Source organism: Streptomyces sp. SM18 (genome assembly GCF_002910775.2).
Lineage (GTDB): Bacteria > Actinomycetota > Actinomycetes > Streptomycetales > Streptomycetaceae > Streptomyces > Streptomyces halstedii.
Window position 1 is genome coordinate 1332504 of record NZ_CP029342.1, and the last position, 26160, is coordinate 1358663.

Annotated in this window: 27 protein-coding genes and 1 riboswitch; of the genes, 13 read left to right on the top strand and 14 right to left on the bottom strand. The window is 73.9% G+C overall.

Annotated elements, in window-relative coordinates; all coding sequences use genetic code 11:
• Window positions 1–55: 55 nt before the first annotated feature.
• The 3 genes from B9S64_RS05840 to B9S64_RS05850 all read right to left on the bottom strand — a co-directional run bounded on the left by B9S64_RS05840 (window position 56) and on the right by B9S64_RS05850 (window position 2528).
• The gene (locus tag B9S64_RS05840; protein WP_109491980.1) at window positions 56–736 is read right to left on the bottom strand and encodes a lysoplasmalogenase; all 681 of its coding nucleotides are present in this window, start codon (window positions 734–736) and stop codon (window positions 56–58) included.
• Window positions 733–1632, bottom strand: coding sequence for a sterol desaturase family protein (locus B9S64_RS05845; protein WP_109491981.1), 900 nt, complete (start codon window positions 1630–1632; stop codon window positions 733–735). Before B9S64_RS05845 ends, B9S64_RS05840 begins: the two co-directional genes overlap by 4 nt.
• A 224-nt stretch (window positions 1633–1856) precedes the next feature.
• Entirely contained in the window at window positions 1857–2528 is a 672-nt protein-coding gene (locus B9S64_RS05850; RefSeq protein ID WP_181012171.1) for a VIT family protein, read from the bottom strand.
• A gap of 184 nt (window positions 2529–2712) precedes the next feature.
• Here B9S64_RS05850 and B9S64_RS05855 point away from each other — a divergent pair, with 184 nt between their 5' ends.
• From B9S64_RS05855 to B9S64_RS05875, 5 genes are all read left to right on the top strand, one after another.
• The gene (locus B9S64_RS05855) at window positions 2713–3720 is read left to right on the top strand and encodes a DEDDh family exonuclease (RefSeq protein ID WP_103489509.1); all 1008 of its coding nucleotides are present in this window, start codon (window positions 2713–2715) and stop codon (window positions 3718–3720) included.
• Between the two features lie 63 nt (window positions 3721–3783).
• The gene (locus B9S64_RS05860; RefSeq protein ID WP_103489510.1) at window positions 3784–4017 is read left to right on the top strand and encodes a hypothetical protein; all 234 of its coding nucleotides are present in this window, start codon (window positions 3784–3786) and stop codon (window positions 4015–4017) included.
• Window positions 4018–4084: 67 nt separating this feature from the next.
• Window positions 4085–4879 (top strand): SURF1 family protein, encoded by a 795-nt coding sequence (locus B9S64_RS05865; protein ID WP_103489511.1) that lies wholly within the window; start codon window positions 4085–4087, stop codon window positions 4877–4879.
• 59 nt (window positions 4880–4938) lie between these two features.
• On the top strand, window positions 4939–6732 hold the full coding sequence (locus B9S64_RS05870) for a glycoside hydrolase family 15 protein (RefSeq protein ID WP_103489512.1): 1794 nt from the start codon (window positions 4939–4941) through the stop codon (window positions 6730–6732).
• A 4-nt stretch (window positions 6733–6736) separates the two neighbouring features.
• A complete protein-coding gene (locus B9S64_RS05875; RefSeq protein WP_103489513.1) occupies window positions 6737–7492 on the top strand; it encodes an SDR family oxidoreductase in 756 nt (251 codons plus the stop codon).
• A gap of 33 nt (window positions 7493–7525) precedes the next feature.
• On the opposite strand, the gene amaP is transcribed toward B9S64_RS05875, so the two are convergent.
• Genes amaP through B9S64_RS05900 form a run of 5 tightly spaced genes read right to left on the bottom strand, consistent with a single transcriptional unit; the run spans window position 7526 to window position 9861 of the window.
• Window positions 7526–8104: an alkaline shock response membrane anchor protein AmaP gene (amaP, locus tag B9S64_RS05880; protein WP_103489518.1), complete on the bottom strand. Its 579-nt coding sequence runs from the start codon at window positions 8102–8104 to the stop codon at window positions 7526–7528.
• Window positions 8105–8109: 5 nt separating this feature from the next.
• On the bottom strand, window positions 8110–8781 hold the full coding sequence (locus B9S64_RS05885; RefSeq protein WP_103489514.1) for a DUF6286 domain-containing protein: 672 nt from the start codon (window positions 8779–8781) through the stop codon (window positions 8110–8112).
• The gene (locus B9S64_RS05890; RefSeq protein ID WP_103489519.1) at window positions 8778–9131 is read right to left on the bottom strand and encodes an Asp23/Gls24 family envelope stress response protein; all 354 of its coding nucleotides are present in this window, start codon (window positions 9129–9131) and stop codon (window positions 8778–8780) included. Before B9S64_RS05890 ends, B9S64_RS05885 begins: the two co-directional genes overlap by 4 nt.
• Before the next feature lie 5 nt (window positions 9132–9136).
• On the bottom strand, window positions 9137–9328 hold the full coding sequence (locus tag B9S64_RS05895) for a hypothetical protein (protein WP_103489515.1): 192 nt from the start codon (window positions 9326–9328) through the stop codon (window positions 9137–9139).
• 32 nt (window positions 9329–9360) lie between these two features.
• Entirely contained in the window at window positions 9361–9861 is a 501-nt protein-coding gene (locus B9S64_RS05900; protein WP_103489516.1) for an Asp23/Gls24 family envelope stress response protein, read from the bottom strand.
• A gap of 94 nt (window positions 9862–9955) precedes the next feature.
• Between B9S64_RS05900 and B9S64_RS05905 the strand changes: the two genes are divergently transcribed.
• Window positions 9956–10651, top strand: a complete 696-nt coding sequence (locus B9S64_RS05905) for a hypothetical protein (protein WP_103505042.1) — start codon at window positions 9956–9958, stop codon at window positions 10649–10651.
• A gap of 62 nt (window positions 10652–10713) precedes the next feature.
• On the opposite strand, the gene B9S64_RS05910 is transcribed toward B9S64_RS05905, so the two are convergent.
• The 6 genes from B9S64_RS05910 to B9S64_RS05935 all read right to left on the bottom strand — a co-directional run bounded on the left by B9S64_RS05910 (window position 10714) and on the right by B9S64_RS05935 (window position 17359).
• Complete coding sequence (locus B9S64_RS05910; protein WP_103489123.1) at window positions 10714–11505, bottom strand: enoyl-CoA hydratase/isomerase family protein; 792 nt, start codon at window positions 11503–11505, stop codon at window positions 10714–10716.
• A gap of 147 nt (window positions 11506–11652) precedes the next feature.
• Window positions 11653–11874, bottom strand: coding sequence for a helix-turn-helix domain-containing protein (locus B9S64_RS05915; protein ID WP_006123601.1), 222 nt, complete (start codon window positions 11872–11874; stop codon window positions 11653–11655).
• 351 nt (window positions 11875–12225) lie between these two features.
• Entirely contained in the window at window positions 12226–13824 is a 1599-nt protein-coding gene (gene abc-f, locus B9S64_RS05920; RefSeq protein WP_103489122.1) for a ribosomal protection-like ABC-F family protein, read from the bottom strand.
• Between the two features lie 184 nt (window positions 13825–14008).
• Entirely contained in the window at window positions 14009–15304 is a 1296-nt protein-coding gene (locus tag B9S64_RS05925) for a hypothetical protein (RefSeq protein WP_103489121.1), read from the bottom strand.
• Window positions 15305–15489: 185 nt separating this feature from the next.
• Window positions 15490–16620, bottom strand: a complete 1131-nt coding sequence (locus tag B9S64_RS05930; RefSeq protein ID WP_103489120.1) for an alpha/beta hydrolase — start codon at window positions 16618–16620, stop codon at window positions 15490–15492.
• A 79-nt stretch (window positions 16621–16699) separates the two neighbouring features.
• Window positions 16700–17359: a class II aldolase/adducin family protein gene (locus B9S64_RS05935; protein ID WP_103489119.1), complete on the bottom strand. Its 660-nt coding sequence runs from the start codon at window positions 17357–17359 to the stop codon at window positions 16700–16702.
• Between the two features lie 259 nt (window positions 17360–17618).
• Between B9S64_RS05935 and B9S64_RS05940 the strand changes: the two genes are divergently transcribed.
• From B9S64_RS05940 to B9S64_RS05970, 7 genes are all read left to right on the top strand, one after another.
• Window positions 17619–18878, top strand: a complete 1260-nt coding sequence (locus tag B9S64_RS05940; protein ID WP_103489118.1) for an inorganic phosphate transporter — start codon at window positions 17619–17621, stop codon at window positions 18876–18878.
• 12 nt (window positions 18879–18890) lie between these two features.
• Complete coding sequence (locus B9S64_RS05945) at window positions 18891–19109, top strand: hypothetical protein (protein ID WP_103489117.1); 219 nt, start codon at window positions 18891–18893, stop codon at window positions 19107–19109.
• Window positions 19110–19256: 147 nt separating this feature from the next.
• Window positions 19257–19386, top strand: a riboswitch (cobalamin riboswitch).
• Window positions 19387–19514: 128 nt separating this feature from the next.
• Window positions 19515–20480 (top strand): cobalamin biosynthesis protein, encoded by a 966-nt coding sequence (locus tag B9S64_RS05950; protein ID WP_109491982.1) that lies wholly within the window; start codon window positions 19515–19517, stop codon window positions 20478–20480.
• Window positions 20477–22138, top strand: a complete 1662-nt coding sequence (locus B9S64_RS05955; RefSeq protein ID WP_103489774.1) for a cobyric acid synthase — start codon at window positions 20477–20479, stop codon at window positions 22136–22138. Before B9S64_RS05950 ends, B9S64_RS05955 begins: the two co-directional genes overlap by 4 nt.
• The gene (locus B9S64_RS05960; protein WP_109491983.1) at window positions 22135–24186 is read left to right on the top strand and encodes a putative cobaltochelatase; all 2052 of its coding nucleotides are present in this window, start codon (window positions 22135–22137) and stop codon (window positions 24184–24186) included. The genes B9S64_RS05955 and B9S64_RS05960 overlap by 4 nt, the downstream gene beginning before the upstream one ends.
• The gene (cobO, locus tag B9S64_RS05965; RefSeq protein ID WP_103489728.1) at window positions 24186–24794 is read left to right on the top strand and encodes a cob(I)yrinic acid a,c-diamide adenosyltransferase; all 609 of its coding nucleotides are present in this window, start codon (window positions 24186–24188) and stop codon (window positions 24792–24794) included. Before B9S64_RS05960 ends, cobO begins: the two co-directional genes overlap by 1 nt.
• A complete protein-coding gene (locus B9S64_RS05970) occupies window positions 24788–26146 on the top strand; it encodes a cobyrinate a,c-diamide synthase (protein ID WP_103489729.1) in 1359 nt (452 codons plus the stop codon). Before cobO ends, B9S64_RS05970 begins: the two co-directional genes overlap by 7 nt.
• Window positions 26147–26160: the final 14 nt, after the last annotated feature.

Consider the following 26160-nt stretch of genomic DNA (forward strand, 5'->3'; position numbering starts at 1 on the left):
CACCACAGGGGCCGGGGAGCACACCTTCCCGGCCCCTTCGCCGTCGCCGCGCCCCTCAGATCCGGACGCCGCCCGCGCGGTGCGCCGCCCCGCCCGTCCCGGTAGCGGTGTCCGGGCGCCCCAGCGCCCCCGTCGTGAGGAGGTACTGCGCCGCCAGATAGGTCAGCATGACCCAGAAGTCGTGGGCGGGCAGCGGCGGCCAGTCGGCGATGCCGGTGGCGATGAGCGCGTCGGAGAGCAGGAAGAGCGCCCCGCCCGCGGCGGCGTACCGGCCGAGGACGCCGGCCCGCCACGCCATGGTGGCCAGCAGCAGGCTGTAGCAGGCCAGCGGGGCGCGCAGCCCGCCCGGCAGGTCCGGCCACAGAAGGACGACGAAGACGGCGAGCGCCACCGCGTACCCGGCCCCCGCTCCTACCGACGCGCGGCCGCGCCCGAAGAGCGTGAGGTAGCAGACGTGGCCCGCGGCGAAGCAGCCCATCCCGGCCAGGAACGCGGCGTCCGCGCCCGGCATCAGCAGCACGTCCCCGCCCCAGCCGCACAGCAGCGCGGCGACGAGCGGCCGGGGTCCGCCGCGGGCCGCCGCGTAGGCGGCGAGGAGCGGCAGCAGCAGCGGCTTGGCGGCCAGATGGGCGGCGTGTGCCCCGGCGAGGAGGCCGGCCAGGTCCACCACGGCGACGGCGAGGAACGCGGCGAGCAGCGGCCGGACGAGGCGGGGCGCCCCGGGGAGCGCGCTCATCCGGCCCGCTCGGTGGCGGCGGGCGCCGGGGCGGCGGCGGCCGGTGCCGGGGCCGCGGCGGTACGGGCGGGCTGCCAGCCCGGTCCGCGGAAGACCCGCCCCGCCCGCTCGCTCCAGCTGCCGGCCGCCCGTACGTCGCGGGCGATGGCGGCGTACTCGTGGGTGGCGACCCGGAGCGGGTTGTAGGTGGTGATGTTCTTGGTGAGGCCGTAGACGGGCCGCTCGCCCTCGGCGGCGAAGGAGCCGAAGAGCCGGTCCCAGACGATGAGGATGCCGCCGAAGTTCCGGTCGAGGTAGCCGCCCTGCGAGGCGTGGTGCACCCGGTGGTGCGAGGGCGTGTTGAGGACGTACTCGAAGGGGCGGGGCAGCCTGCCGATCCGTTCGGTGTGCACCCAGAACTGGTAGACGAGGTTCGCCGAGGAACAGAAGGCGAGCGCCGCCGGATGGACACCGAGGGCGATCAGCGGAAGGTAGAACGGCCAGGTGGTCAGCGAGGTCCACGGCTGGCGGAGCGCCGTGGTGAGGTTGAAGTTCCGGCTGGAGTGGTGCACCACGTGGCAGGCCCAGAGGATCCGGATGACGTGGTGGCCCCGGTGCGACCAGTAGTAGAAGAAGTCCTGGGCGAACAGCATCAGCGGGACCGTCCACCACAGCACGGGGACGCGCAGCGGGGTCAGTTCGTACAGGGCGGTGTAGATCGCCACGACGGGTATCTTCCACAACAGGTCGAACACCAGGCTGCCCAGCCCCATGGTGACGCTGGTCGCGGCGTCCCTGGTCTCGTACCCGGCGGCCTCGTCGTCCGGGTGCAGCCGGTAGGACACCATTTCCAGGACGGTCAGCAGGACGAAGGCCGGGATGGACCACAGCACGACATCGGGCAGGTTCGGCTCCATGCGAGCACCGTAGAGCCGCCGGGCGGGCGGAGGATAGACGTTGTTACCCACAAGTATGTGAGACGCGGAGTCATCAGCGTTTGGTGGATTCCACCAAGAACGCCGCACCGCGGGATTCCTCCCGGGGACAGCACCGGGGAAGGAACCCGCGTTCCGGGTACGGAAGTTGCCCCCACCGGCTCCACCGTCCCACCGGCTCCGAGGGCCCCGCGCCCCGGCCGCCCTCAGGCCCCGGCCGCCCCCAGCAGCGCCCCCGCCGCGTACGTCACCGCCATGGCCACCGCTCCCCCGCCCATGTTCCGCAGCACCGCGCGCCCCACCGGCGCCGCGCCCAGCCGCGCGCTCCACCAGCCGGTGAAGGCCAGCGCCGCGAGCACCGAGGCCACCGTGACCACCAGCCGCAGCGAGGCCGGGGGCAGCACGATGGCCAGCAGCGGCAGCAGCGCGCCGACCGTGAACGCCAGGAAGCTGGCCCCCGCCGCGTGCCAGGGGTTGGTCAGCTCGTCGGGGTCGATGCCCAGCTCCACCTCCGCGTGGGCGCGCAGCGCGTCACGGGCGCTGAGCTGGACGGCGGCCTCACGGGCGACCCGGGCCGTCAGCCCCTTGCCCTCCAGCATCTGGGTCAGCTCGTCGAGTTCGGCCTCCGGTGTCTCCTCCAGCTCGCGCCTCTCCTGCGCCAGCGCCGCCCTCTCGGAGTCCCGCTGGGTGGAGACCGAGACGTACTCGCCGGCCGCCATCGACATGGAACCCGCGAGCAGCCCGGCCAGACCGGCCGTCAGGAGGGTGGCGCGGTCGCCGGTGGCCCCGGCGACGCCGACGACCAGCCCGGCGGTGGACACCACACCGTCGTTGGCGCCGAGGACCGCGGCCCGCAGCCAGTTGAGCCGGGTCCCCATGGCCCCCTCGTGGGGTTCCTCGTGCGTCCGCGTCTGGTCCACCCCGGGAGGGTCTCACCGCACGGGGCCCGGACGCGTCACGACCCGCCCTGCCGGCCCCGCGTCCAACGGCGCCCTGCTCCCTTCGGGTTCACCCGCGCGGGGCGCCCGGCTGGGGCGCTGTCAGTCGCGGCCCGTATTCTCTGTGACCATGCTCGACGACCGTCAGACCGCAGCGCCGTGGCCGACCGCCTACCCCCAGGGGTACGCGGTCGTCGACGTGGAGACCACCGGACTCGCCCGCGACGACCGGATAGTGTCCGCGGCGGTCTACCGTCTGGACGCGCTGGGCGACGTCGAGGACCACTGGTACACGCTGGTCAACCCCGAGCGGGACCCCGGCCCCGTCTGGATCCATGGGCTGACCAGCGACGCCCTGGAGGGGGCGCCGCTCTTCCCGGAGGTGGCCGCCCAGCTGTCCGAGCGGCTCGACGGCCGGGTGCTCGTCGCGCACAACGCCGCGTTCGACTGGTCGATGCTCGCCCGGGAGTACGCCCGCGCGGCGATCACCGCGCCGGTGCGGCAGCGGCTGTGCACGATCGCGCTCTCCAAGGAGCTGCGGCTCCCGCTGCCCAACCACAAGCTGGAGTCGCTCGCCGCGCACTTCGGTGTGGTGCAGCAGCGCGCGCACCACGCCCTGGACGACGCGCGGGTGCTGGCCGAGGCCTTCCGGCCGAGCCTGCACGCCGCCGCCCGGACCGGGGCGCGGCTGCCGCTGCTGGAGTGCCGGCCGCTGACGGAGTGGACGGACTCACCGGTCGCCCCGCGGGCCGGCTACCGGCCCTCGCGCGGCCAGGGCACCTGGCGTCCCTCCCGGAAGCGCCCGGCGTGCCCGTATCCGAACCCCGGCCGGTACGAGTCGGACAAGCCGCTCACCCAGGGCATGCGGGTGGCGTTCTCCGGGGACACCTCGGTCGACCGTGAACTCCTGGAGGACCGCGCCGTGGAGGCCGGTCTGCACGTGGCGACCAGCGTCTCCCGGCTGACCAGCCTGCTCGTCACCAACGACCCGGACGCGGCGACGTCGAAGACGGTGAAGGCGAAGTCGTTCGGCACGCCGATCCTGGAGGAGAGCGCCTTCACCCACCTGCTGAGGGACGTGGCGCCCGCACAGGGGGCCGCCGTGCCGCCCCCGTCACCGTCATCGGAGTGAACCGCCCGCGACTCGCCCGGTACCCGCTCGCACCCCGCCGCCCGGCGTCCCACCCTGTGGCGCATGGCACGTTGTGAGGTTTGCGGAAACGACTACGGGATGTCCTTCGAGGTGCACGCGCAGGGCGCAATCCACGTCTTCGACTGTTTCTCCTGCGCCATCCACCGCATGGCACCCATCTGCGAGCACTGCCGGGTGCAGGTCATCGGCCAGGGCGTCGAGGCCGACGGCCACTGGTACTGCGGCGGCCACTGCGCCCGGGCCGAGGGAAGGACGGGCATCGTGGACAAAGTGTGACGGTCCGGTCCCCCACGACAGGGACCCTCCGTGCCGCACCCCATGGCCCCGGCTGTACGGTCATGGGGTGTACCGCTTCCTGTTGACCCGGCAGTGGGTGATCCTCACCCTCATCGTCCTCGTCCTGATTCCCACGATGGTCGAACTGGGTTTCTGGCAGTTGCACCGCCATGAACACCGGGTCGCGCAGAACGCGCTGATCACGAAGAACCTGGAGGCCGCCCCGGCCCCCGTCTCCCGGCTGACCTCCCCCGGGCACACCGTCCCGCGCTCGGACTACTGGCGGGCGGTGACGGCCACCGGCACCTTCGACACCGAACACGAGGTCGTCGTACGCCGCCGCACCTCGCGGGACGACCGCATCGGCGTCCTGGTGCTGACCCCGCTGGACCTCAAGGGCGGCGGCACGGTCCTGGTCAACCGGGGCTGGGTCCCCGCCGCCGCGACCCAGGAGGCGTACCCCGACGTCCCGGCCCCGCCGCGCGGCGAGGTCACCGTCACCGGCCGGCTCAAGGCCGACGAGACGACGGGTGCCAGCGGCATCAAGGACCTGGCCGGCCTGCCGGACCGCCAGGTGATGCTCATCAACAGCGCCCAGCAGGCACACCTGCTCGGCCACCCCGTCCTCGGCGGGTACGTCGAGCTGACGGACCCCGTGCCGGCCGACGGCGGCCCCGAGCCGATCGAGGCCCCCGACGACGGCTCCATCGGCCCGCACATGGCCTACGCCGTCCAGTGGTGGCTCTTCGCCGCGGGCGTCCCGGTCGGCTGGGTGATCCTCCTGCGCCGCGAGAAGCGCGACCGCGAAGAGGCGGCGAAGCAGAGCGAGAACGCCGGGGAGCCCGAGCCCGCCACCGCCTGAATCCGCTTCACCCCCCTCCCGCCGCTTAGCGGGGCCGCGGTTCGGGAAGACGCCGATACGTGACACCACGCATCGAGGACTACGCGCTCATCGGCGATCTCCAGACCGGCGCCCTGGTCGGCCGGAACGGTTCGATCGACTGGCTGTGCCTGCCCCGCTTCGACTCCGGCGCCTGCTTCGCGGCGCTGCTGGGCGACGCGGACAACGGCCACTGGCGGATCGCGCCCCGGGGCACCGACAGCGCCGAGACCTGTACCCGGCGCGCCTACGTGGACGAGTCCCTGGTCCTGGAGACGTTCTGGGAGACCAGGACCGGCACGGTCAAGGTCACCGACTTCATGCCGCAGCGGGACAAGGCGCCCGACGTGATGCGGATCGTCGAAGGCGTCAGCGGCAGCGTGGACATGAGCTCCGTCCTGCGCCTGCGCTTCGACTTCGGCAGCGTGGTGCCGTGGATGCGCCGCTCCCACGGCCACCGGGTGGCCGTCGCGGGCCCCGACTCCGTCTGGCTGCGCAGCGAACCGCCCGTCAAGACCTGGGGCCAGCAGTTCAGCACATGCTCCTCCTTCACGGTGAAGGAGGGCGAGAGCGTGGCGTTCGTCCTCACCTGGCACGCCTCGCACTCCCCGCGGCCCAAGCTGATCGACCCGTACAGGGCGCTCGGGCACACCCTGGAGGACTGGGCGAAGTGGGCGGCCCGGTGCACGTACCAGGGCCCGCACCGGCGGGCCGTGATGCGCTCCCTGATCACCCTGAAGGCCCTCACCTACGCCCCCACCGGCGGCATCGTCGCGGCTCTGACCACGTCGCTGCCGGAGGAGATCGGCGGCGTACGCAACTGGGACTACCGCTACTGCTGGCTGCGGGACTCCACCCTCACCCTCGGCGCGATGATCTCGGCCGGCTATCTGGAGGAGGCCCGCCAGTGGCGCGACTGGCTGCTGCGCGCCGTCGCCGGCGACCCGGCCGACCTCCAGATCATGTACGGGCTGGCCGGCGAGCGCAGACTCCCCGAGACGGAGCTGCCGTGGCTCGACGGATACGAGCACTCCCGCCCCGTCCGCACCGGCAACGCCGCCGTGCAGCAGCGCCAGCTCGACGTGTACGGCGAGGTCATCGACTCGCTCAGGGTGGCCCGTGACGCCGGTCTCGACGACAAGCCGCACGCCTGGAACCTCCAGCTCAGTCTGCTCGGCTTCCTGGAGTCCGCGTGGCGCGAGCCGGACGAGGGGCTGTGGGAGATCCGCGGGGAGCACCGCCACTTCGTGCACTCCAAGGTGATGGCGTGGGTGGCCGCCGACCGGGCGGTACGCACCCTGGAGGAGAACCCGGGCCTGCCGGGCGACGCCGACCGGTGGCGCACGATGCGGGACGCGGTCCACGCGGAGGTCTGCGAGCGGGGCTACGACCCCGAGCGCAACACCTTCACCCAGTCCTACGGTTCACGGGAGCTGGACGCGGCGGCCCTGCTCATCGTGCGCACCGGATTCCTGCCGTGCGACGACCCCCGCGTCATCGGCACGGTCGACGCCGTGCGCGACGAACTGGGCGCGGACGGCCTGGTCCGCCGGTACAGCACCGAGGGGGGCTCCGTGGACGGCCTGCCCGGCGACGAGGGGGCGTTCGTCGTCTGCTCCTTCTGGCTGGTCGACGCGCTGCTGCGCACCGGCCGCAGACAGGAGGCGGAGAAGCTGTTCGAGAGGCTGCTCGGCCTGCGCAACGACGTGGGCCTGCTCGCGGAGGAGTACGACCCCGTGGCCGGACGCCAGCTGGGCAACTTCCCCCAGGCCTTCAGCCACATCGGGCTGGTGAACAGCGCGGTCGACCTGATGCTGGACGACGCGGCAGGATAGGGCCATGGATCTTGGACTGAAGGACCGTGTGTACATCGTCACCGGTGCCAGCCGGGGGCTGGGCAACGCCACCGCGGCCGCCCTCGCCGCGGACGGCGCGAAGGTGGTCGTCTCCGGCCGGGACGAGGAGGGCGTCACGGCCGCCGCCGCCGAACTGGGCGACGGCGTGGTCGGTGTCGCCGCCGACAACGCCGATCCGGCGGCCGCGCAGCGTCTGGTGGACACCGCGAAGGAACGCTTCGGCAGGCTGGACGGCATCCTCGTCAGCGTCGGCGGCCCGCCGCCCGGCCTGCTCGCCGACAACACGGACGACCAGTGGCAGTCCGCCTTCGAGTCGGTCTTCCTCGGTGCCGTCCGGCTGGCCCGTACGGCCGCCGCCGCGCTCGGCGAGGGCGGGGTCATCGGCTTCGTCCTGTCGGGGTCCGTGCACGAGCCGATCGCCGGACTGACGATCTCCAACGGTCTGCGCCCCGGGCTCGCCGGCTTCGCCAAGTCCCTCGCGGACGAGCTGGGCCCGGTCGGCATCCGGGTCGTCGGAGTCCTGCCGGCCCGCATCGACACGGACCGGGTGCGTGAGCTGGACTCCCTGTCCGGCGACGCGGAGGCGGCCCGCGCGGCCAACGAGGCGCTGATCCCGCTGCGCCGCTACGGCACTCCGGAGGAGTTCGGGAAGACCGCCGCGTTCCTGCTCTCGCCCGCCGCGTCCTATCTGACGGGCGTCATGGTGCCCGTCGACGGCGGCTACCGGCACGGTTTCTGACGCCCCGGCGGGGCACGTGCGGGGCGGGCGCCCTCAGGTCACGCGCTCCGCGCGGTGCTTGACCGCCTTGAGCCGTACCTCGGCCGGCAGTTCGTCCAGCCCGGCCGAGGTACGGGCGTGGGCCAGCGCCTCGTCGGAGAGCCCGCGCAGCACCTCCGCCGGGGCGCCGTGCGGTTCCATCCGCAGCCTGATCCGCGCCCGTGGCGCCGTACGCCGGCCGCTCAGCCTGACCTTGGTCTCGGACACCCCGTCCAGCCGGTCCGCCTCGTCGCCGAGCGCGTCCTCCAGGGCCCTGCCGCGCAGCACCGCGCCCTCACCGTCGCCGCTGTCGATCAGCACCTCGGACACGCGCGAGCGGCTCAGCTGTGCCAGCAGCCACCACAGGGCGATGAGCAGCAGGACCGCGAGGACGGCGATGACCACAGGCCACCACCAGCCGTCGCCGCGCCACCGGTAGCGGTCACTCCTGCTGAGCAGGACGTCGCTCTTGCCGTCGAAGGGCCACCAGGACGGGACGGACACCCCGAGCCCGGTGGCGAGGACGCCACCGCCGACGATCAGGAGGATCAGCCCGGCGAGGGCGAGCAGTACCCGGTTGGCCTTGCCGATCACGCGGCTCACCCCTTCTTCGGCCGGCGGACGTGGACGGACAGCCGGGGAGGCCGGGCCAGCCCCAGATCCTTGATGCCCGCGCCCACCACGGCATCCAGGTCGTCCCGGACCTCGTCGAGTTCACGGAAGTGCGAGACCGCCGACACCTTCGCCCGGCGGCGCCGCATCCTCACCCGTACGGACTGGACCCCGGCCACCTCCACGGCCCGGTCGCGCAGCACGAGCGCGGCGGCGTCCCGGTCGAGCGCGGCCCGTACCCCGGCGTGCCGGCGGCTCATCGGCAGCAGCGAGCGCAGCCCGGGGGTGAGGGCGAGGAACAGCAGCCACAGGCCGAGGGCGGCGGCCACCGCGGATCCGGTCAGCACCCATACGTCGTCGAGGTGACGGCTCGCCAGCTCGTCCGCGAACGTACGCCGCCACCACATGGCCGGCCGGCCCGCCCGTACCGACGCGATGTCGTAGAGCAGAAGGCCGGAGGCGCCGAGCAGCACCAGGGACGTCAGTACGGCGGGGAACCGCCGAGCGGACCGGAACCGGCCCGCGCGGCCGCCGGAGTGCTCCGGTTCCGGTGCGGGTGCCTCGGGGTCCGCTGTGAGGACGTCGCCGGGCCGCTGCTCCTCGCCGCCGGTGGTGGGCAGGCGCCGCGTGTCGTCCTGCGGGTCGTGGGGCTCGCTCATCGGATGTTCCCCTCCGCTCCGGTGCCCGCGTCCGCGGCGTGCAGCCGCTCGACCTGCACCGCCACTTCGGGTACGTCCATGCCCGCCAGCGTCTCCACCCGCTCGGTCACGCGCCGGCGCACCGCCCCGCAGCGGCGTCCGATGTCACCCGGATAGCCGAGTTCGAGGCTGACGCGTACCCGGGCGATGTCCCGGTGCACGGTGACCGTCGCCCGGGGCGGGGCGGCGTCACCGGGGGCCGCTCCGACCGCCTCCTTCGCCGCCTGGGCGGCGATCTTCGCGACGACGCGGTCGGCGATCCGGGTCTGGCCGCGGTCCGCCGGCGCGACCCGGTCGGTCGTCGCCGTCACCGCCGTCACCGTCGCCGGTCGCCGCGCTCGCGACTCCGGAAGAAGTCGCCGGGCTCCAGGTCGCCGTCCACGAAGCGGCCGGCGATGAAGCCGACCGCACCGAGTGCGGCGACCAGCAGGAACGCGCCGAACCCACCGAAGTACCCGGCGAAACCGAGCGCCATGCCGGCGATCATGCCGACTACAGCCATGTTCATCTGTGCTCCTCAACTGCCTCGCGGGGCGAGGCCTACTGGACGCGTGACTCGGACTCGTCCTCGTCGTCGTCCTCGTCGGGAAGCTTGACGTCGCTGACGGCGATGTTGACCTCGACGACCTCCAGGCCGGTCATGCGCTCGACGGCGGCGATGACGTTCTCCCGGACATCGCCCGCGACATCGGCGATCGCCACGCCGTACTCGACGACGATCTCCAGGTCGAGGGCCGCCTGCGACTCGCCGACCTCCGCCTTGACGCCCCGTGTCACGGACTTGCCGCCGCCCGGGACACGGTCGCGCATCGCGCCGAAGGTGCGGGAGATGCCACTGCCCATGGCGTGGACGCCGCCGACGTCGCGGGCCGCCATTCCGGCGATCTTCTCGACGACTCCGTCCGCGATGGTGGTGCGGCCCCGCCCCGCGGGGGCTCCTCCGCCTCGCTTGCTCAGGGAACTGGTGCTCCCCCTGCCGTCGTCCCCGCCGAACGAACTGCCGGGGCTGTCGGGCCGGTTCCGCTGTGGGCTCTCGCTCATCGCCACTCTTCCCTTCGGGGCGGGGTTGCACTTCTGCCGACCACGCTAAGTGCGCTTGCCGGATACCGCGCCGTGGATACGGCAGGCTGGGGGAATGACTACGGCTGACGGCCCGCACCGGGCCGACGGATGGACCACGGCGGTACGCCAGAAGCTCGGCCTGGGCAGACTGCTGCCGCTGGGCGGACCCGGTGACGGGGCCTGGATCGCCGAGCGCGCGGCCGCGGCGGTGCTGAAGCAGGCGGCGGTGGAGACGGGCGCGGTGCTGGGCCGGCTGAGGATCGCGCGGACCGGCGAGGACGACGCCCGTACGCCGGTGGTGCCGGGACCGCCCAGTGCCCTGCCGCCGGGACCGCTGCGGATCGAGGCCGGTTTCGCCTCCACGGCACGGCACCCGCTGCCCGCGACGGCCCACGCGCTGCGGGTGGCGCTGCTGACCGCGGCGGACACCCGGCTCGGACTGGTGGCCGAGGAGGTGGACCTGACGGTGACGGACCTGCTCGAAGAGGAACCCGTACGCACCCCGCCGGAGCCGGCCGGCGTCCGTACGGCCGAGCCGGAGGGCGCCGCCGGGGCGGCGGCGACCGGCGTGCCGGGGGTCGTGTCGCTGACCCGGATGCTGGGCGGCGCGGTGCACATGGACGCCGGCCATGTCCGGGTGGAGCTGGCGACGGCCGCCGGCCACCGGGCGCTCGACGTGGCACGGGAGGTGCGCCGGGCGGTGGCCGCCGCGGTGGAGGGCGCTCCCACCGTGGCCGTCCTGGTCACGGCGGTGCTGCCCCGGGACTGACCGCACCCGCCCGCGCCCGGCGGGGGCCCGGCGCCCGGTCGTCGAGGCGTCCGGTCGTCGGGTCAGTCGGAGAGGCCCGCCAGGTCGCGGAGCCGACGGCCCTGCGCGGCGCGTTCGGCGGCCCGCTGCTCCTCGTAGGTACGCGAGGCGGCGCCGGCGAGCAGGGCCTTGGTCTCCACCACGGCGTCGCGCGGGGCGGCCAGCAGGGCGGCGGCCAGGTCACGCGCCGCCGCGTCGAGCTGGTCGGCCGGGACCACCAGGTTGGCCAGGCCGGTGCGCTCGGCCTCCTCGGCGTGCACGAAGCGGCCGGTGGCGCAGATCTCCAGCGCGCGGGCGTATCCCACCAGGTGCGTCAGGCGGTGGGTGCCCGTGAGGTCGGGGACGAGCCCGAGGCTGGTCTCGCGCATGGCGAACTGCGCGTCCTCGGCGGCGATCCGCAGATCGCAGGCGAGGGCGAGCTGGAAGCCGGCGCCGATCGCGTGGCCCTGGACGGCCGCGATCGACACGAGGTCGTTGCGGCGCCACCAGGTGAACGCCTCCTGGTACGCGGCGATGGTCGCGTCGAGCTCCTCGTGGGTTCCCCGTGCCATGTCGAGGAAGGACGGCTCGCCGTCGAACCCCTCCGGGGTGAACGCCTGCCGGTCGAGGCCCGCCGAGAAGGACTTGCCCTCGGCGCGCAGCACGACCACCCGGACGCTGCCGGGCAGGGACCGTCCGGCCTCTGTCAACGCCCGCCACAGAGCGGGAGACTGAGCGTTGCGCTTGGCCGGGCCGTTGAGCGTCACCGTGGCCACCGCGTCGTCGACGGTGAGCCGTATGCCGTCCTTGTCGAGCACGGGTGCGTGCGAGGTCATGGGGCGCCTCCGGATCGGGTGCAGTCAGCACGTACTGGTAAGTGACTGAACAGTAACCACCCGGACGACCTGAGGGTCGGCCGGGTGGCCACCCGGTGTTCCGGCGAGCCGTCGGGGGCGGACCTCCACCCGCCCCGGACCGCGCCGTCAGGCCGAAGCGGCCTTCTTGCCCCGTGTCGCGCCGCCGCGTCCCCGCAGCGTGACTCCGGATTCGCTGAGCATCCGGTGGACGAATCCGTAGGAGCGGCCCGTTTCCTCGGCCAGCGCCCGGATGCTCGCACCGGAGTCGTACTTCTTCTTCAGGTCTGCCGCGAGCTTGTCACGCGCGGCGCCGGTCACCCGGCTGCCCTTCTTCAGAGTCTCGGCCACCCGTGCCTCCTCAAGGAAGTGCGCTCTGGACTCTCATGATCACCCCTCGCGAGCTTCCTGGCCACCCATTCGGCAAGGTCCGTACGTCCCGATTCCCGGCCCGGATTCCGGCCACCACAATCGGAATCCGGTGTTCCAGGGGGCGGCGGAGGGCCTTTTCACAGGCTGGGAAAAGAACCGCCAGGTCAGGGCCGTATGGGGGTGGTACACCAAAATGGGTGCGCCCGGCAGATATCTGCCGGGCGCTGCCGTCGGGTACGAGACGTCCTCATCCAGATGAGGGATCACCCGTCGGCCGAATGCTCCGTACGGCGTGGATCACCGGGCGTCGCGGGGCGTCCCCGCGACGGGTCAGGCCAGGGCGACCAGGTCGCGGTAGTCCGCGCCCCACAGGTCCTCGACGCCGTCCGGCAGCAGGATGATCCGCTCCGGCTGGAGCGCCTCGACCGCGCCCTCGTCGTGGGTGACGAGGACGACCGCGCCCTTGTAGGTGCGCAGGGCGCCGAGGATCTCCTCGCGGCTGGCCGGATCGAGGTTGTTGGTGGGCTCGTCGAGGAGCAGCACGTTGGCGGACGAGACGACCAGGGTGGCCAGGGCCAGCCGGGTCTTCTCGCCGCCCGAGAGCACTCCGGCGGGCTTGTCCACGTCGTCCCCGGAGAAGAGGAACGAACCGAGCGTCTTGCGGACCTCGACGAGGTCGAGGTCGGGCGCCGCCGAGCGCATGTTCTCCAGGACCGTGCGCTCCGGGTCGAGGGTCTCGTGCTCCTGCGCGTAGTAGCCGAGCTTGAGGCCGTGGCCCTCGATGACCTGGCCGGTGTCGGGCTTCTCGGCGCCGCCGAGGAGGCGCAGCAGGGTGGTCTTGCCCGCGCCGTTGAGGCCGAGGATGACGACGCGGGAGCCCTTGTCGATGGCCAGGTCCACGTCGGTGAAGATTTCGAGCGAGCCGTAGGACTTGGAGAGTCCCTCGGCCATCAGGGGCGTCTTGCCGCACGGGGAGGGCTCGGGGAAGCGCAGCTTGGCGACCTTGTCGGAGACCCGGACCGCCTCCAGCCCGGACAGCAGGCGCTCGGCCCGCTTGGCCATGTTCTGCGCGGCGACGGTCTTGGTGGCCTTGGCGCGCATCTTGTCGGCCTGCGAGTTGAGGGCCGCGGCCTTCTTCTCGGCGTTCTGGCGCTCGCGCTTGCGGCGCTTCTCGTCGGCCTCGCGCTGCTGCTGGTAGAGCTTCCAGCCCATGTTGTAGATGTCGATCTGGGAGCGGTTGGCGTCGAGGTAGAACACCTTGTTGACGACCGTCTCGACCAGTTCGACGTCGTGGGAGATGACGACGAAGCCGCCGCGGTAGTTCTTGAGGTAGTCGCGCAGCCAGACGATGGAGTCGGCGTCCAGGTGGTTGGTCGGCTCGTCCAGGAGCAGGGTGTCGGCGTCCGAGAAGAGGATCCGCGCCAGCTCCACGCGGCGGCGCTGACCGCCGGAGAGGGTGTGCAGCGGCTGGCCGAGCACCCGGTCGGGCAGGCTGAGCGCGGCGGCGATGGTGGAGGCCTCGGCCTCGGCGGCGTACCCGCCCTTGGTGAGGAACTCCGTCTCCAGGCGCTCGTACCGCTTCATCGCCTTCTCGCGGGTGGCGCCCTTGCCGTTCGCCATCCGCTCCTCGTTCTCCCGCATCTTGCGCAGGATCTCGTCGAGGCCGCGGGCGGAGAGGATGCGGTCGCGGGCCAGGACGTCGAGGTCGCCGGTGCGCGGGTCCTGCGGGAGGTAGCCGACCTCGCCGGAGCTCGTGATGGTCCCGCCGGCCGGGGTGCCCTCACCGGCCAGGCACTTGGTGAGCGTGGTCTTGCCCGCGCCGTTGCGGCCGACGAGACCGATGCGGTCGCCCTTGGCGATGCGGAAGGAGGCGGACTCGATGAGGATGCGGGCGCCGGCGCGCAGCTCGATGCCGGAAGCGGTGATCACGGAAAACTCCAGGGCGGTATGGACGGCGGACGGACGGTTACGGACTCACGACTCGACGCCGTCTAGTGCACTGGGAGAATTGCCATGGGGCCATTCTACCGGCGGTGTCCACCTGGTTTTCCGGGGTGTGCGCCCCGGGGTGGGCGGAGCGGCCGCCCGCGCCCGGGGGCCCGGCGCCGGGGTGTCAGGCGCCGCCGGTGTGCACCTGGAAGGCCGCCCGGCGGACGGCTTTGGCCAGGGCGGGGTCGGGGTGTGCGGCGGCCAGGGCGACCAGCACCTGCACGGTGCGTGGATGGCCGACCGCCCGTACCTCGTCCAGCAGCGCGGGGACCGTGCCCTGGACGGCGGAGTCGAGGTGGCGGACGAGGAGCCCGCTCTCGCCGTGGTCGGCGACGGCCGCGGCGGTGTCCACCCAGAGCCAGGTCGCCTCCTCCCGGCTGAGGACGTCCTGGGCGTCGTCGGGGTCGGCGCCCTCGTACTCGGCGAGCCAGAGCAGGGCGTACGGGCGCAGCGGGGCCTCGGTGACCACGGACCGGACCACGGGTTCGGCGGGGGCGCCGACGACGCGCAGCGCCTCGAAGGCGAGGCCGCGCAGCAGGGCGTCCTCGCCGCGCGCGACGGCCAGCAGTTCGGCCACGGCGCTGCCGACCGGGCGGGCGGCGAGCCAGGCGCGGTATTCGGCGCGGGCCGGTCCGGGGGTGAGCCGGGCGCAGCCGAGCAGCATGTCGGCGGCGGACTGCTCGATGTTGCCGGCGGGGCTCTGGGCGGCCACACAGATCTGTTCGAGCTTGACCCAGACCGCCCAGTTGCCGAGGGGGGTGAGGGTGGCGTGCCCGGCGCCGAGGGTGAGGGCGCCGACCGCGGCGAGTCCCTCCAGGGCCCAGTCGAGCAGCAGGGCGTTGAGGTCCGCCGAGGTCTCGGTGGCGGGGGCGGGCTCCTGGGGGCCGTAGGGCACCTCGCAGCGTTCCTCGTGGAGTTCCGCGACGCGCTGGGCGAGGAGGTCGAGGAGGGCGGGTACGGAGACGGGCCCCGCGGAGAGCTGGAGCAGGGAGAGGACCTGGGGGACGGCCTCGACGGCCTCGGCGACCGCGGTGGCCTCGATGCCCTCGGGCGAGGAGTGCACCAGGGACCAGGCGTCGAAGAGCGCCACCCAGCCGCGCAGCACGGCGGAGTCGTCGCGGTTCCAGGCACGCAGGCGCCAGCCGGGCCGCGCGGTGTCACCGTGCAGTTCGATCAGCCCGGCGAGCCTGGCCCGGTCCCAGCCTGCCCGCACCTGGGCCGGGGAGAGTTCCATGGCGGCCGCGGCCCGTTCCAGGGCGCGGTCGGCGAGCGGGACGGCGCCCGGACCCGCGCCGTCGGCCGCCCAGCGGGCGATGCGTACGGCGTCGGCCAGCACGGCCCTGGCCTGACGGGCCAGTTCGGCGGGTGCCGGGGTGCCCGCGGGCGGGCGGGGGGCCGGCCTGGCGCGCCGGGTGGTCACGGCCTTGCGGGCGGTGGCAAGGGGTCGCGGGCGGACAAGTCGCAGCCTGGAGTCGCGCGGGGTACGGGACGTCACGGGGAGCAGTCTTGCGTCTGACGGCCCGAAAGCCCAAACGGAAGCCCGGTCCCGGGGGCTCGGGGCGGTCCGCCGGGCTGTCGCCAACCGGTCCGATCCACCCCATCACCTCACATCAGGGGCGTGAGGAAACGCCGCAGGGTCTCTTCGTAGCCGGCCGGGTCGGCGTTCCACATCGCGCCATGCGGAGCCTGCGGTACGGCGTGCAGGGTGACCAGCTCGGGGCGGAGCGCGGCGAGTTCCCGGGAGGGACGCCAGGGCGCGAGGGTGTCGTCGGGTCCGTGGAAGATCAGGGTCGGCGTGTCCAGGGTCTCCGGCACGGAGGTGTCCAGGAGCGGGGCGCCGTGCAGGCCGGTCTGGCCCTGGGCGGCGCGGACCGCGAGGGGCAGCAGCGCGGTGGGGACACCGCGGGCGGAGGCCAGGGCGCGCAGGGTGACCCGCCAGTCCATGACCGGGGAGTCGAGGACGAGTCCGGCGATGCGGTCGCGCAGCGCGGAGTTGACGGCCGCGTGCAGGGCCATCGAGGCGCCGGTGGACCAGCCGTGCACGACGACCCGCTTCGCCCCGTACCGCACCGCGTGGCGGATGGCCGCGTCCAGGTCGCGCCATTCGGACTCGCCGAGGTGGGCGAGCCCGTCGGGTGACCGGGGGGCGCCCTCGTCGCCGCGGTAGGCGAGGTCCAGCACGGGGAGTTGCTGGGAGTGCAGGAAGTCCAGCACGTTCAACGGGTGTTCCCGGGTGGTGCCGAGGCCGTGCACGGTGATCACCCAGGTGTCGCGGTCGCCGGGGACGAACCAGGCGGGCAGGGCGCCCAGCTCGCCGGGGATCTCGACGTCCTCGTAGTCGAGGCCGAGGCCGCCGAGGGGGTCGCCGCTGTGCAGCTGCGGGGTGAGGCGGACCCGGGCGCCCGGTTCCAGGCTGCCGCGGGTGACCCGCTCCAGGCGGCGTACGACGGTGTCGGCGGAGCCGTCCGGTGCCCGGTCGAGGACGGGTCCGACGATGGCGTGGGTGTCGCGGCCCGCCAGCCCGTACGTGCCGGGGCGCAGGGCGGCGAAGGAGCGGGTCAGGGTGACCTGTCCGGCCGCGGTGGCGTGCACGGTGAGTCTGCGGTCGCCGGGGAAGGGGCGCGGGGAGCCTCCCGCGAGGGCGGCGTCGCTGGCGTAGCGGCCGGCCGCGACCGCTGCCGCGCCGACGCCGAGGATCGTGGTGACGGCCGCTGCCGTCGCTTTTGCCGGGCGCATCGCCCCAGTCTCGCGGGCCGGGGGCCGCGTTGCCAGCGGGCCGGGCCGTACGGTGCCCGGCCATCCGGGCGGCCCTGACTCAGCCGGGCTGGCCGTAGCCTTCGAGGGCGTCCTGGACGTCGCGCATCTGGTCCGGGGTGAGCAGGGACGGTTGGCGGCCGGGTACGGAACTGGCGGCGAGCCAGAGCCGGCACAGCCACTCCAGTTGGGCGGTGCGCTCGTAGGCCTGGTCGAGGGTGTCGCCGTAGGTGACGGTGCCGTGGTTGCGCAGGAGGCAGCCGGTGCGGTCGCGCAGGGCCTCCCGCATGTGCTCGGCGAGTTCCGGGGTGCCGTAGCGGGCGTAGGCGGCGGTACGGACGGAGCCTCCGAGCAGGGCGGCGGCGTAGTGCACCGGCGGGACCTCGGTGACCAGGGTGGAGACGGCGGTGGCGTGCACCGCGTGGGTGTGGACGACGGCGGCGGCCGGGGTGTCCCGGTACACGGCGAGGTGCAGGGGGAGTTCGCTGGTCGGGGCGAGGCGGCCGAGGACCTGCCGCCCGTCGAGGTCGACGCCCACCGCGTCCCCGGGCCCGAGCCGGTCGTAGGGGACTCCGCTGGGGGTGACGAGGACGACGGGGCCGACCCGGGCCGAGACGTTGCCCGAGGTGCCCACGACGAGCCCCTCCGCGGCGGTCCTGCGGGCCGTCGCGACCACTCCCCGCCATGCCTGTCCGATCGCGTCCTGCCCGTGGTCCGTCATGCGGGGATCGTAGCGAGGGCGTGAGGGAAGTCTCCCCAACGCCTTCGAACAGGACAAAAGCCCCGCGCCAAGGGTTCACCAAAACCGGGCAAAGGCCTGGCCGCACACCACCCCCGGAGGGCTCCGCCACCTCCCGGGGACCCAACCGGAACGTCCGCACGCGCTTGGGGTCACCACAGCGCCCTGCTCAGTTCATCTTCCGTTCACCCAGCTTGCCTACGTTCCAACTGCCAATGACGTCGAACGATTGCCTGGGTAAATGGAACACATCACCCTGCTGCTTGCGATTGTGGTCGTAACAGCTCTCGTGTTCGATTTCACGAACGGTTTCCATGACACCGCCAACGCGATGGCCACCACCATCTCGACCGGCGCCCTGAAGCCGAAGACCGCGGTGGCCATGTCCGCCGTTCTCAACCTGGTCGGCGCGTTCCTGTCCGTGGAGGTCGCCAAGACGATCTCCGGCGGGATCATCAACGAGAACGGCCTCAGAACCGAGGTCATCTTCGCGGCGCTCGTCGGCGCCATCCTGTGGAACCTGCTGACCTGGCTGGTCGGCCTCCCCTCCAGTTCCTCCCACGCACTCTTCGGCGGACTCATCGGCGCCGCGGTCATGTCGGCCGGCTGGTCCTCGATCAACGGCGGCACCGTCGTCACCAAGGTCCTGCTGCCCGCGATCGCCGCCCCGTTCGTCGCCGGTGTGGCCGCGCTGCTGGCCACGAAGCTGACGTACCGCATCAACCGGAAGATCACCGACGAGGCCCAGCTGAAGTCGACGGCCAAGGGCTACCGGGCCGGGCAGATCGCCTCGGCGGGCCTCGTCTCACTCGCCCACGGCACCAACGACGCGCAGAAGACGATGGGCATCATCACCCTGGCCCTGGTCACCGGTGGTGTCCTGGCCCCCGGCTCCAACCCGCCGGTCTGGGTCATCGCCTCCGCCGGTCTGGCCATCGCGATGGGTACGTACCTCGGTGGCTGGCGCATCATCCGCACCATGGGCAGCGGCCTCACCGACCTCAAGCCGCCGCAGGGCTTCGCCGCCCAGACCAGCGCGGCCACGGTCATCCTGGCCTCCTCGCACCTCGGCTTCTCCCTCTCCACCACCCAGTCCTGCTCCGGGGCCGTGATGGGCGCGGGTCTCGGCCGCCAGGGGGGTGTGGTCCGCTGGTCCACCGCCACCCGGATGTTCGTCGCCTGGGGTCTGACGCTGCCGGCCGCCGGTCTGGTCGGCGCGGGCGCGGAGTTCCTGACCAAGCAGGGCCCCTGGGGCGTCGCGGTGGTGGCCGTGCTGCTCGTCGCCGGGTCCGGCGCCATCTGGCTGCTGTCGCGCCGCAAGCCGGTCGACCACACCAACGTCACCGCGCCCGAGCCCGCGGGTGTCGTCACCACCGCCATCGCGGCCGTCAGCCCGCCGCCCGTGGGCGTGAACGTCCCGGAACTCAAGACCACCATCCCGGCCCCGGTCCCGGCGCCGGACGCTCCCGCAGACCCTCCGGCCCGGCCGGCCACGGTGTAAGGACGGATCCGTATGAACATCGACTGGGCGGCCCTCGCCTCCGTCTTCGGCGTCAGCCTCGTGGTCACCGTGGCGCTGGTCGGCCTCTTCAGCCTCGGCATCGTCGGCCTCGCCAAGCAGGCGTCCGCCACGACGGGCGGCTCCCCGGTGCGGGCCCGCGCCGGTGCGTACGCCTGTTTCGCGCTGTGCGCGGCGGCGGTCGGATACGGGATCTATCTGATCGTCGCCTGACCTCCCGTTCCTCCCCACCGGGCCGGACACGCACCCGCGTGTCCGGCCCGGTGTGCGTCTGCGCACACTGCGGCCTCGCAGGTCAGCGGCAGGTTGACGGCTGTTCGGGGGGCGTGGTGGACTGCCGGGGCCAAGTACGGCGGCAGCAGAGGAAGCCGGTGCGAATCCGGCGCGGTCCCGCCACTGTCACCGGGGAGCTGTCCCCCACACGGACGTCACGGCCCGCCGCGCGGGCTGGAAGGCCGGGGGAACAGCGGATCCGGGAGCCAGGAGACTCTCGTCGCCGGTCACGTCGAACCAGGGCGCGGACCCTGAGTGAGGACATCTGCCATGCCCGGCCGCCGTGCGTCGGACCCCGTACCCCCCGTGCCGTCCCCCCTCCGGGGCGCGACGGCCGGCTGATCCGTGCGAGCCGACCGCATCTTCGCGTACGGCGCCGCCGCCGGCCTGATCGGCGACCTGCTGCTCGGTGACCCCCGTCGGGGCCACCCGGTCGCCGCCTTCGGGCGCGCCGCGGCGGGCGTCGAGAACCGGCTGTGGCGCGATCACCGCGGCTGGGGCGCCCTGCACACGCTGGTCTGCGCCGGCGGCGCCACCGGTGCCGCCGCGCTGGCCGCCCGTGCCGTGCGCGACCGCCCCGCCGCGGCCGTGGCGCTGACCGCCGCCGCCACCTGGACCGTCGTCGGGGGCACCTCGCTGGGCCGGGAGGCCCGCGCCATCGGTGACGCCCTCGCCGCCGGTGACCTCGGCCTGGCCCGGGAGCGGCTGCCGCGTCTGTGCGGCCGGGACCCGCACGCGCTGGACGGGCCGGGCATCGCCCGCGCGGTGGTGGAGTCCGTCGCCGAGAACACCTCCGACGCGGTGGTGGGCGCCCTGGTGTGGGGCGCGCTGGGCGGCGCGCCGGGGCTGGTCGGGTTCCGCGCCGTGAACACCCTGGACGCCATGGTCGGCCACAGGTCGCCGCGTCACCGGCGCTACGGCTGGGCCTCCGCCCGGCTCGACGACCTGGCCGGCTGGCCCGGCGCCCGCCTCACCGCCGCGCTCGCGGTGGCCGCCGGGGGGCGCCCCCGGCAGGCGGTACGCGCCTGGCGGGCGGACGCGGACCGGCATCCGAGCCCCAACGCGGGCCCGGTGGAGGCCTCCTTCGCCGGTGCGCTCGGCGTACGGCTCGGCGGGACCCTGGCGTACAGCGGGCGGGTCGAGCACCGGCCCGTGCTGAACGGGGAGGCCGGGCGCGAGGTGCGCACCGGGGACATCGAACGCGCGGTGCGGCTGTCGCGCCGCGTGGGTGTGCTGGCCCTGGGCGTGTGCGTGGCCGGGCGGCTGGCCGTGGGACACGTGGTACGAGAGGTTCGAAGGGGGCGGGGATGAGCGGCGGACTGCTGGTCGCGGGGACGACCTCGGACGCGGGCAAGAGCGTCGTCACGGCCGGGATCTGCCGGTGGCTGGTGCGCCAGGGGGTGAAGACCGCCCCGTTCAAGGCGCAGAACATGTCGCTGAACTCCTTCGTCACGCGTGAGGGAGCGGAGATCGGCCGCGCCCAGGCGATGCAGGCGCAGGCCGCCCGGGTGGAGCCGACCGCGCTGATGAACCCGGTGCTGCTGAAGCCCGGCGGCGACCGGTCCAGCCAGGTCGTCCTGATGGGCAAACCGGTCGGCGAGATGAGTGCGCGCGGTTACCACGGGGGCCGCCAGGAGGCGCTGTTCGGGACCGTCGTGGACTGCCTGGAGCGGTTGCGGAGCCAGTACGACGCGGTGATCTGCGAGGGCGCGGGCTCGCCGGCGGAGATCAACCTGCGGCGCACCGACATCGTGAACATGGGCGTCGCGCGGGCCGCGGGCTTTCCCGTGCTGGTCGTCGGGGACATCGACCGGGGCGGGGTGTTCGCCTCGTTCTTCGGCACGACGGCCCTGCTGGGCGCCGAGGACCAGTCGTTGGTGGCGGGATACCTCGTCAACAAGTTCCGGGGCGACGTCTCGCTGCTGGAACCGGGGCTGGACATGCTGTACGGGCTCACCGGGCGGCGTACGTACGGGGTCCTGCCGTACACCCACGGGCTGGGCATCGACGAGGAGGACGGGCTGCGGGTGTCGATGCGCGGCACCGTACGCGAGTCGGTCGTGGCGCCCCCGCACGGTGAGGAGGTGCTGCGGGTCGCGGTGTGCGCGGTGCCGCTGATGTCGAACTTCACCGACGTGGACGCGCTGGCCGCCGAACCGGGTGTGGTGGTGCGGTTCGTGGACCGGGCCGAGGAACTGGCCGACGCGGACCTGGTGGTCGTGCCCGGCACCCGTGGCACGGTCAGGGCGCTGGCGTGGCTGCGGGAGCGGGGGCTGGCCGACGCGCTGCGGCGGCGGGCCGCCGAGGGGCGCCCGGTGCTGGGCGTCTGCGGCGGGTTCCAGGTCCTGGGCGAGTGGGTCGAGGACGAGGTGGAGTCCCGGGCGGGCCTGGTCGAGGGGCTCGGCCTGCTGCCGGTGCGGGTCCGCTTCGGCCGGGAGAAGGTGCTGGCCAGGCCGGTGGGTTCGGCGCTCGGTGAGGCGGTGGAGGGGTACGAGATCCACCACGGGGTCGCCGAGGTGCGCGGCGGTGAACCCTTCCTGGACGGATGCCGGGTCGGCTCGGTGTGGGGGACGCACTGGCACGGGTCCCTGGAGAGCGACGCGTTCCGGCGGGCGTTCCTGGGGGAAGTCGCGCGGGCGGCGGGGCGGCGGTTCAGGGCCGCCCCGGACACGAGTTTCGCGGCGCTGCGGGAGGAGCAGCTGGACCGGCTGGGGGACCTGGTCGAGGAGCACGCGGACACGGACGCGCTGTGGCGGCTGATCGAGGCGGGGCCGCCGAAGGGGCTGCCGTTCGTGCCGCCGGGGGCGCCGGCCGCGGGCGGGCCTGTCGCGGGCGGGCCGGCTGCCGGCATGCCTCTCGCGGACGTGCCTGTCGCGGACGTGGCTGTCTCCGCGGGCGGGAGTGGGACCGGGCCGCCCCGGGATCCGGGGGCCGGGAGTGATGTTTCTGTGAACGAGGAGGCCCTGTGAGTACGCCGTATCCCTTCACCGCCATCGTCGGGCAGGACGACCTGCGGCTCGGGCTGTTGCTCAACGCCGTCAGTCCCGCCGTGGGCGGGGTCCTCGTACGCGGGGAGAAGGGCACCGCCAAGTCCACGGCCGTACGGGCGCTCGCCGCGCTCATGCCGGAGGTCCCGGTCGTGTCCGGGTGCCGGTTCTCGTGCGATCCCTCGGCGCCCGATCCGGCGTGTCCGGACGGCCCCCACGAGACGGGGCCGGGCGTGTCCCGGCCCGCGCGGACCGTCGAGCTGCCCGTCGGCGCGTCGGAGGACCGGCTCGTGGGCGCGCTCGACATCGAACGGGCCCTCTCGGAGGGGGTGAAGGCCTTCGAGCCGGGCCTGCTGGCCGACGCCCACCGCGGGATCCTGTACGTGGACGAGGTCAACCTCCTCCACGACCATCTGGTGGACCTCCTGCTGGACGCGGCGGCCATGGGCGCCTCCTACGTCGAGCGCGAGGGCGTCTCCGTACGGCATGCGGCGCGGTTCCTGCTGGTCGGGACGATGAACCCCGAGGAGGGCGAGCTGCGGCCCCAGTTGCTGGACCGGTTCGGGCTGACCGTCGAGGTCGCGGCGTCCCGGGACACCGACCAGCGGGTGGAGGTCGTGCGGCGCAGGCTCGCGTACGACGACGATCCGGAGGGGTTCGCCGCCCGGTGGGCGCGCGAGGAGGCGGCGTTGCGGGAGCGGATCGCCGCCGCGCGTGTCCTGCTGCCGCGCGTGGTGCTGGGCGACGGCGTGTTGCGCCAGATCGCCGCGACCTGCGCGGCGTTCGAGGTCGACGGGATGCGGGCCGACATCGTCATGGCCCGTACCGCGACCGCGCTGGCCGCGTGGGCGGGGCGTGAGGAGGTCACCGCCGAGGACGTGCGGCAGGCCGCGCTCCTCGCCCTCCCCCACCGGCGCCGCCGCAATCCGTTCGACGCCCCCGGGCTGGACGAGGAGAAGCTCGACGACACTCTCAGGGAGGCCGGGGGCGACGCGGACGACGGGGACGGTGACGACGACGGGCCGGGCGGGGGCGGCGGAGGCGGCGGGGTGCCGCCGCAGAGCGGTGGTCCCGACGCGCCGGACCGGAGCGCGGGGGCGGGTGACGACACGCCCGCCGACACGCCGACCGACACGCCAGCCGGAAGCGACGGCTCCGGCTCCGAGCAGCGGCCCGCACCGGCCGGGGGAGCCGAACAGGCGCCCGTGGGGGCCTCGGAGCCCTTCCGGGCGAAGATGCTCAGCGTGCCCGGTCTCGGCGAGGGCGCGGCCGGGCGGCGCTCGCGGGCCCGTACCGAGCACGGGCGCACCACCGGGGCACGACGGCCCGAGGGCGCGCTGACGAAGCTGCACCTGGCGGCGACCGTCCAGGCCGCGGCACCGCACCAGCGGGCGCGCGGGCGGTCCGGGCGCGGGCTCGTCGTACGGCGTGACGATCTGCGGCAGGCCACGCGGGAGGGGCGTGAGGGCAACCTCGTGCTGTTCGTGGTGGACGCCTCCGGGTCGATGGCCGCCCGGCAGCGGATGGGCGCGGTCAAGGGAGCCGTGCTGTCGCTGCTACTGGACGCCTACCAGCGGCGGGACAAGGTGGGGCTGGTGACCTTCCGCGGCCAGGAGGCCGAGGTGGCTCTGCCGCCGACGTCGTCGGTGGACGCGGCGGCGGCGCGGCTGGAGTCGCTGCCGACCGGCGGGCGCACCCCGCTGGCCGCCGGGCTGCTGAAGGCGCACGACGTGCTGCGGGTGGAGCGGATGCGTGACCCGTCGCGGCGGCCGCTGCTCGTCGTGGTGACGGACGGCCGGGCGACCGGAGGCCCCGACCCGGTGGCCCTCGCGGCGCGGGCCGGCCGGCTGCACGCCGCCGAGGGCACCGCCTCGGTCGTCGTGGACTGCGAGACGGGCGTCGTACGCCTGGGTCTCGCCGCACAACTCGCCCGGGAGCTGGGAGGCAGCGCGGTCACGCTCGACGAACTGCGCGCCGACTCGATCGCCGGACTGGTCAAGGACGTCACCGCAGCGGGGAGGGCCGCGTAATGCCACAGGGACAGCCGGTATCGGTACCGGACGACGGACTGACGACACGTCAGCGGCGCAACCGCCCGCTGCTGTTCGTCCACACGGGCATCGGCAAGGGCAAGTCGACGGCCGCCTTCGGGCTCGCGCTGCGGGCCTGGAACCAGGGCTGGCCCATCGGGGTGTTCCAGTTCGTGAAGTCCGCCAAGTGGAAGGTCGGCGAGGAGAACGCCCTGAAGGTGCTCGGCGCGAGCGGCGAGGGCGGCACGGTCGACTGGCACAAGATGGGCGAGGGCTGGTCATGGGTCCAGCGCGGCCTGCACGGCGACAACTCCGACAACGAGGAGAAGGCGCGCGAGGGCTGGGAGCAGGTCAAGCGCGACCTGGCCGCCGAGACGTACAAGCTCTACGTGCTCGACGAGTTCGCCTACCCGATGCACTGGGGCTGGATCGACACCGACGAGGTGGTCGAGGTGATGCGGAACCGGCCCGGCACCCAGCACGTGGTGATCACCGGGCGCAACGCCCCCGAGAAGCTGATCGAGGCCGCCGACCTGGTGACGGACATGTCGAAGGTCAAGCACCCGATGGACGCCGGCCAGAAGGGCCAGAGGGGCATCGAGTGGTGAGTGTCCCCCGTCTGGTCGTCGCCGCGCCCGCCTCCAACAGCGGCAAGACCACCGTCGCCACCGGCCTGATGGCGGCGTTCGCGGAGCGCGGGCTCGCCGTGTCCCCGCACAAGGTGGGGCCCGACTACATCGATCCGGGCTACCACGCGCTGGCCACCGGCCGCCCGGGGCGCAATCTCGACGCGTACATGTGCGGGCCGGAGCTGATCGCGCCGTTGTTCGGGCACGGCTCCTCCGGGTGCGACCTGGCGGTCGTCGAGGGGGTGATGGGGCTGTACGACGGTGCCTCGGGGCAGGGCGAACTGGCCTCGACGGCGCATGTGTCGAAGCTGCTGCGGGCTCCGGTGGTGCTGGTGGTCGACGCCTCCTCGCAGTCGCGGTCGGTCGCGGCCCTGGTGCACGGTTTCGCCTCCTGGGACCCGGAGGTGCGGATCGGCGGGGTGATCCTCAACAAGGTCGCCTCCGACCGTCACGAGGCGCTGTTGCGCGAGGCGCTGGAGGCGACCGGACTGCCGGTGCTGGGCGTGCTGCGGCGGGCCGCCCAGGTGGCGACCCCGTCACGGCACCTGGGCCTGGTGCCGGTGGCCGAGCGGCGGGCCGACGCCGTCGGCGCGGTGGCGGCGATGGCGGAACGGGTACGCGCGGGCTGCGACCTGGACGCCCTGCTGGCGCTGGCCCGTACGGCTCCGGAGCTGCCGGGCCCGGTGTGGCGGCCGGAACCGTGCGCGGTGGAGGGGACCCGGCGGCCGGTGGTGGCCGTGGCGGGCGGGGCGGCGTTCACGTTCGCGTACGCCGAGCACGCCGAGCTGCTGACGGCGGCCGGTGCGGAGGTGGCCGTCTTCGATCCGCTGCGCGACGAGAAGCTGCCCGAGGGCACGGCGGGGCTCGTGATCGGCGGCGGCTTCCCGGAGGTGTTCGCCCCGGAGCTGTCGGCGAACGAGTCGCTGCGCGGGGCCGTCACCGAGCTGGCGGCGGCGGGCGCGCCGGTCGCCGCGGAGTGCGCGGGGCTGCTGTATCTGGCCCGTGAGCTGGACGGACGGCCGATGTGCGGGGTGCTGGACGCCTCGGCCCGGATGTCGGAGCGGCTGACGCTCGGCTACCGCTCGGCGGTGGCCGTCTCGGACAGCGTGCTGGCCGGGGCGGGCACCCGGATGCGGGGGCACGAGTTCCACCGGACGGTGCTGGAGCCCGGCGCCGGGGCCGTACCCGCGTGGGGGCTCCACCAGCCGGAGCGGCGGGTGGAGGGTTTTGTCCAGCGGGGTGTGCACGCGAGTTATGTGCATACGCACTGGGCGGCGGAGCCGGGGGTGGCCCGGCGGTTCGTGGAGCACTGCCGTCGGGGGGCGGTGTGAGCCGGGTCCGCGAG

What these genes read in the sequence shown, in the direction of transcription:
- B9S64_RS05840 (WP_109491980.1), bottom strand. Translation starts at nt 736, where the DNA reads ATGAGCGCGCTCCCCGGGGCGCCCCGCCTCGTCCGGCCGCTGCTCGCC.
- B9S64_RS05845 (WP_109491981.1), bottom strand. Translation starts at nt 1,632, where the DNA reads ATGGAGCCGAACCTGCCCGATGTCGTGCTGTGGTCCATCCCGGCCTTC.
- B9S64_RS05850 (WP_181012171.1), bottom strand. Translation starts at nt 2,528, where the DNA reads ATGGGGACCCGGCTCAACTGGCTGCGGGCCGCGGTCCTCGGCGCCAAC.
- B9S64_RS05860 (WP_103489510.1), top strand. Translation starts at nt 3,784, where the DNA reads ATGGCACGTTGTGAGGTTTGCGGAAACGACTACGGGATGTCCTTCGAG.
- B9S64_RS05875 (WP_103489513.1), top strand. Translation starts at nt 6,737, where the DNA reads ATGGATCTTGGACTGAAGGACCGTGTGTACATCGTCACCGGTGCCAGC.
- B9S64_RS05885 (WP_103489514.1), bottom strand. Translation starts at nt 8,781, where the DNA reads ATGAGCGAGCCCCACGACCCGCAGGACGACACGCGGCGCCTGCCCACC.
- B9S64_RS05895 (WP_103489515.1), bottom strand. Translation starts at nt 9,328, where the DNA reads ATGAACATGGCTGTAGTCGGCATGATCGCCGGCATGGCGCTCGGTTTC.
- B9S64_RS05900 (WP_103489516.1), bottom strand. Translation starts at nt 9,861, where the DNA reads ATGAGCGAGAGCCCACAGCGGAACCGGCCCGACAGCCCCGGCAGTTCG.
- B9S64_RS05905 (WP_103505042.1), top strand. Translation starts at nt 9,956, where the DNA reads ATGACTACGGCTGACGGCCCGCACCGGGCCGACGGATGGACCACGGCG.
- B9S64_RS05910 (WP_103489123.1), bottom strand. Translation starts at nt 11,505, where the DNA reads ATGACCTCGCACGCACCCGTGCTCGACAAGGACGGCATACGGCTCACC.
- B9S64_RS05930 (WP_103489120.1), bottom strand. Translation starts at nt 16,620, where the DNA reads ATGCGCCCGGCAAAAGCGACGGCAGCGGCCGTCACCACGATCCTCGGC.
- B9S64_RS05935 (WP_103489119.1), bottom strand. Translation starts at nt 17,359, where the DNA reads ATGACGGACCACGGGCAGGACGCGATCGGACAGGCATGGCGGGGAGTG.
- B9S64_RS05940 (WP_103489118.1), top strand. Translation starts at nt 17,619, where the DNA reads ATGGAACACATCACCCTGCTGCTTGCGATTGTGGTCGTAACAGCTCTC.
- B9S64_RS05945 (WP_103489117.1), top strand. Translation starts at nt 18,891, where the DNA reads ATGAACATCGACTGGGCGGCCCTCGCCTCCGTCTTCGGCGTCAGCCTC.
- B9S64_RS05955 (WP_103489774.1), top strand. Translation starts at nt 20,477, where the DNA reads ATGAGCGGCGGACTGCTGGTCGCGGGGACGACCTCGGACGCGGGCAAG.
- cobO (WP_103489728.1), top strand. Translation starts at nt 24,186, where the DNA reads ATGCCACAGGGACAGCCGGTATCGGTACCGGACGACGGACTGACGACA.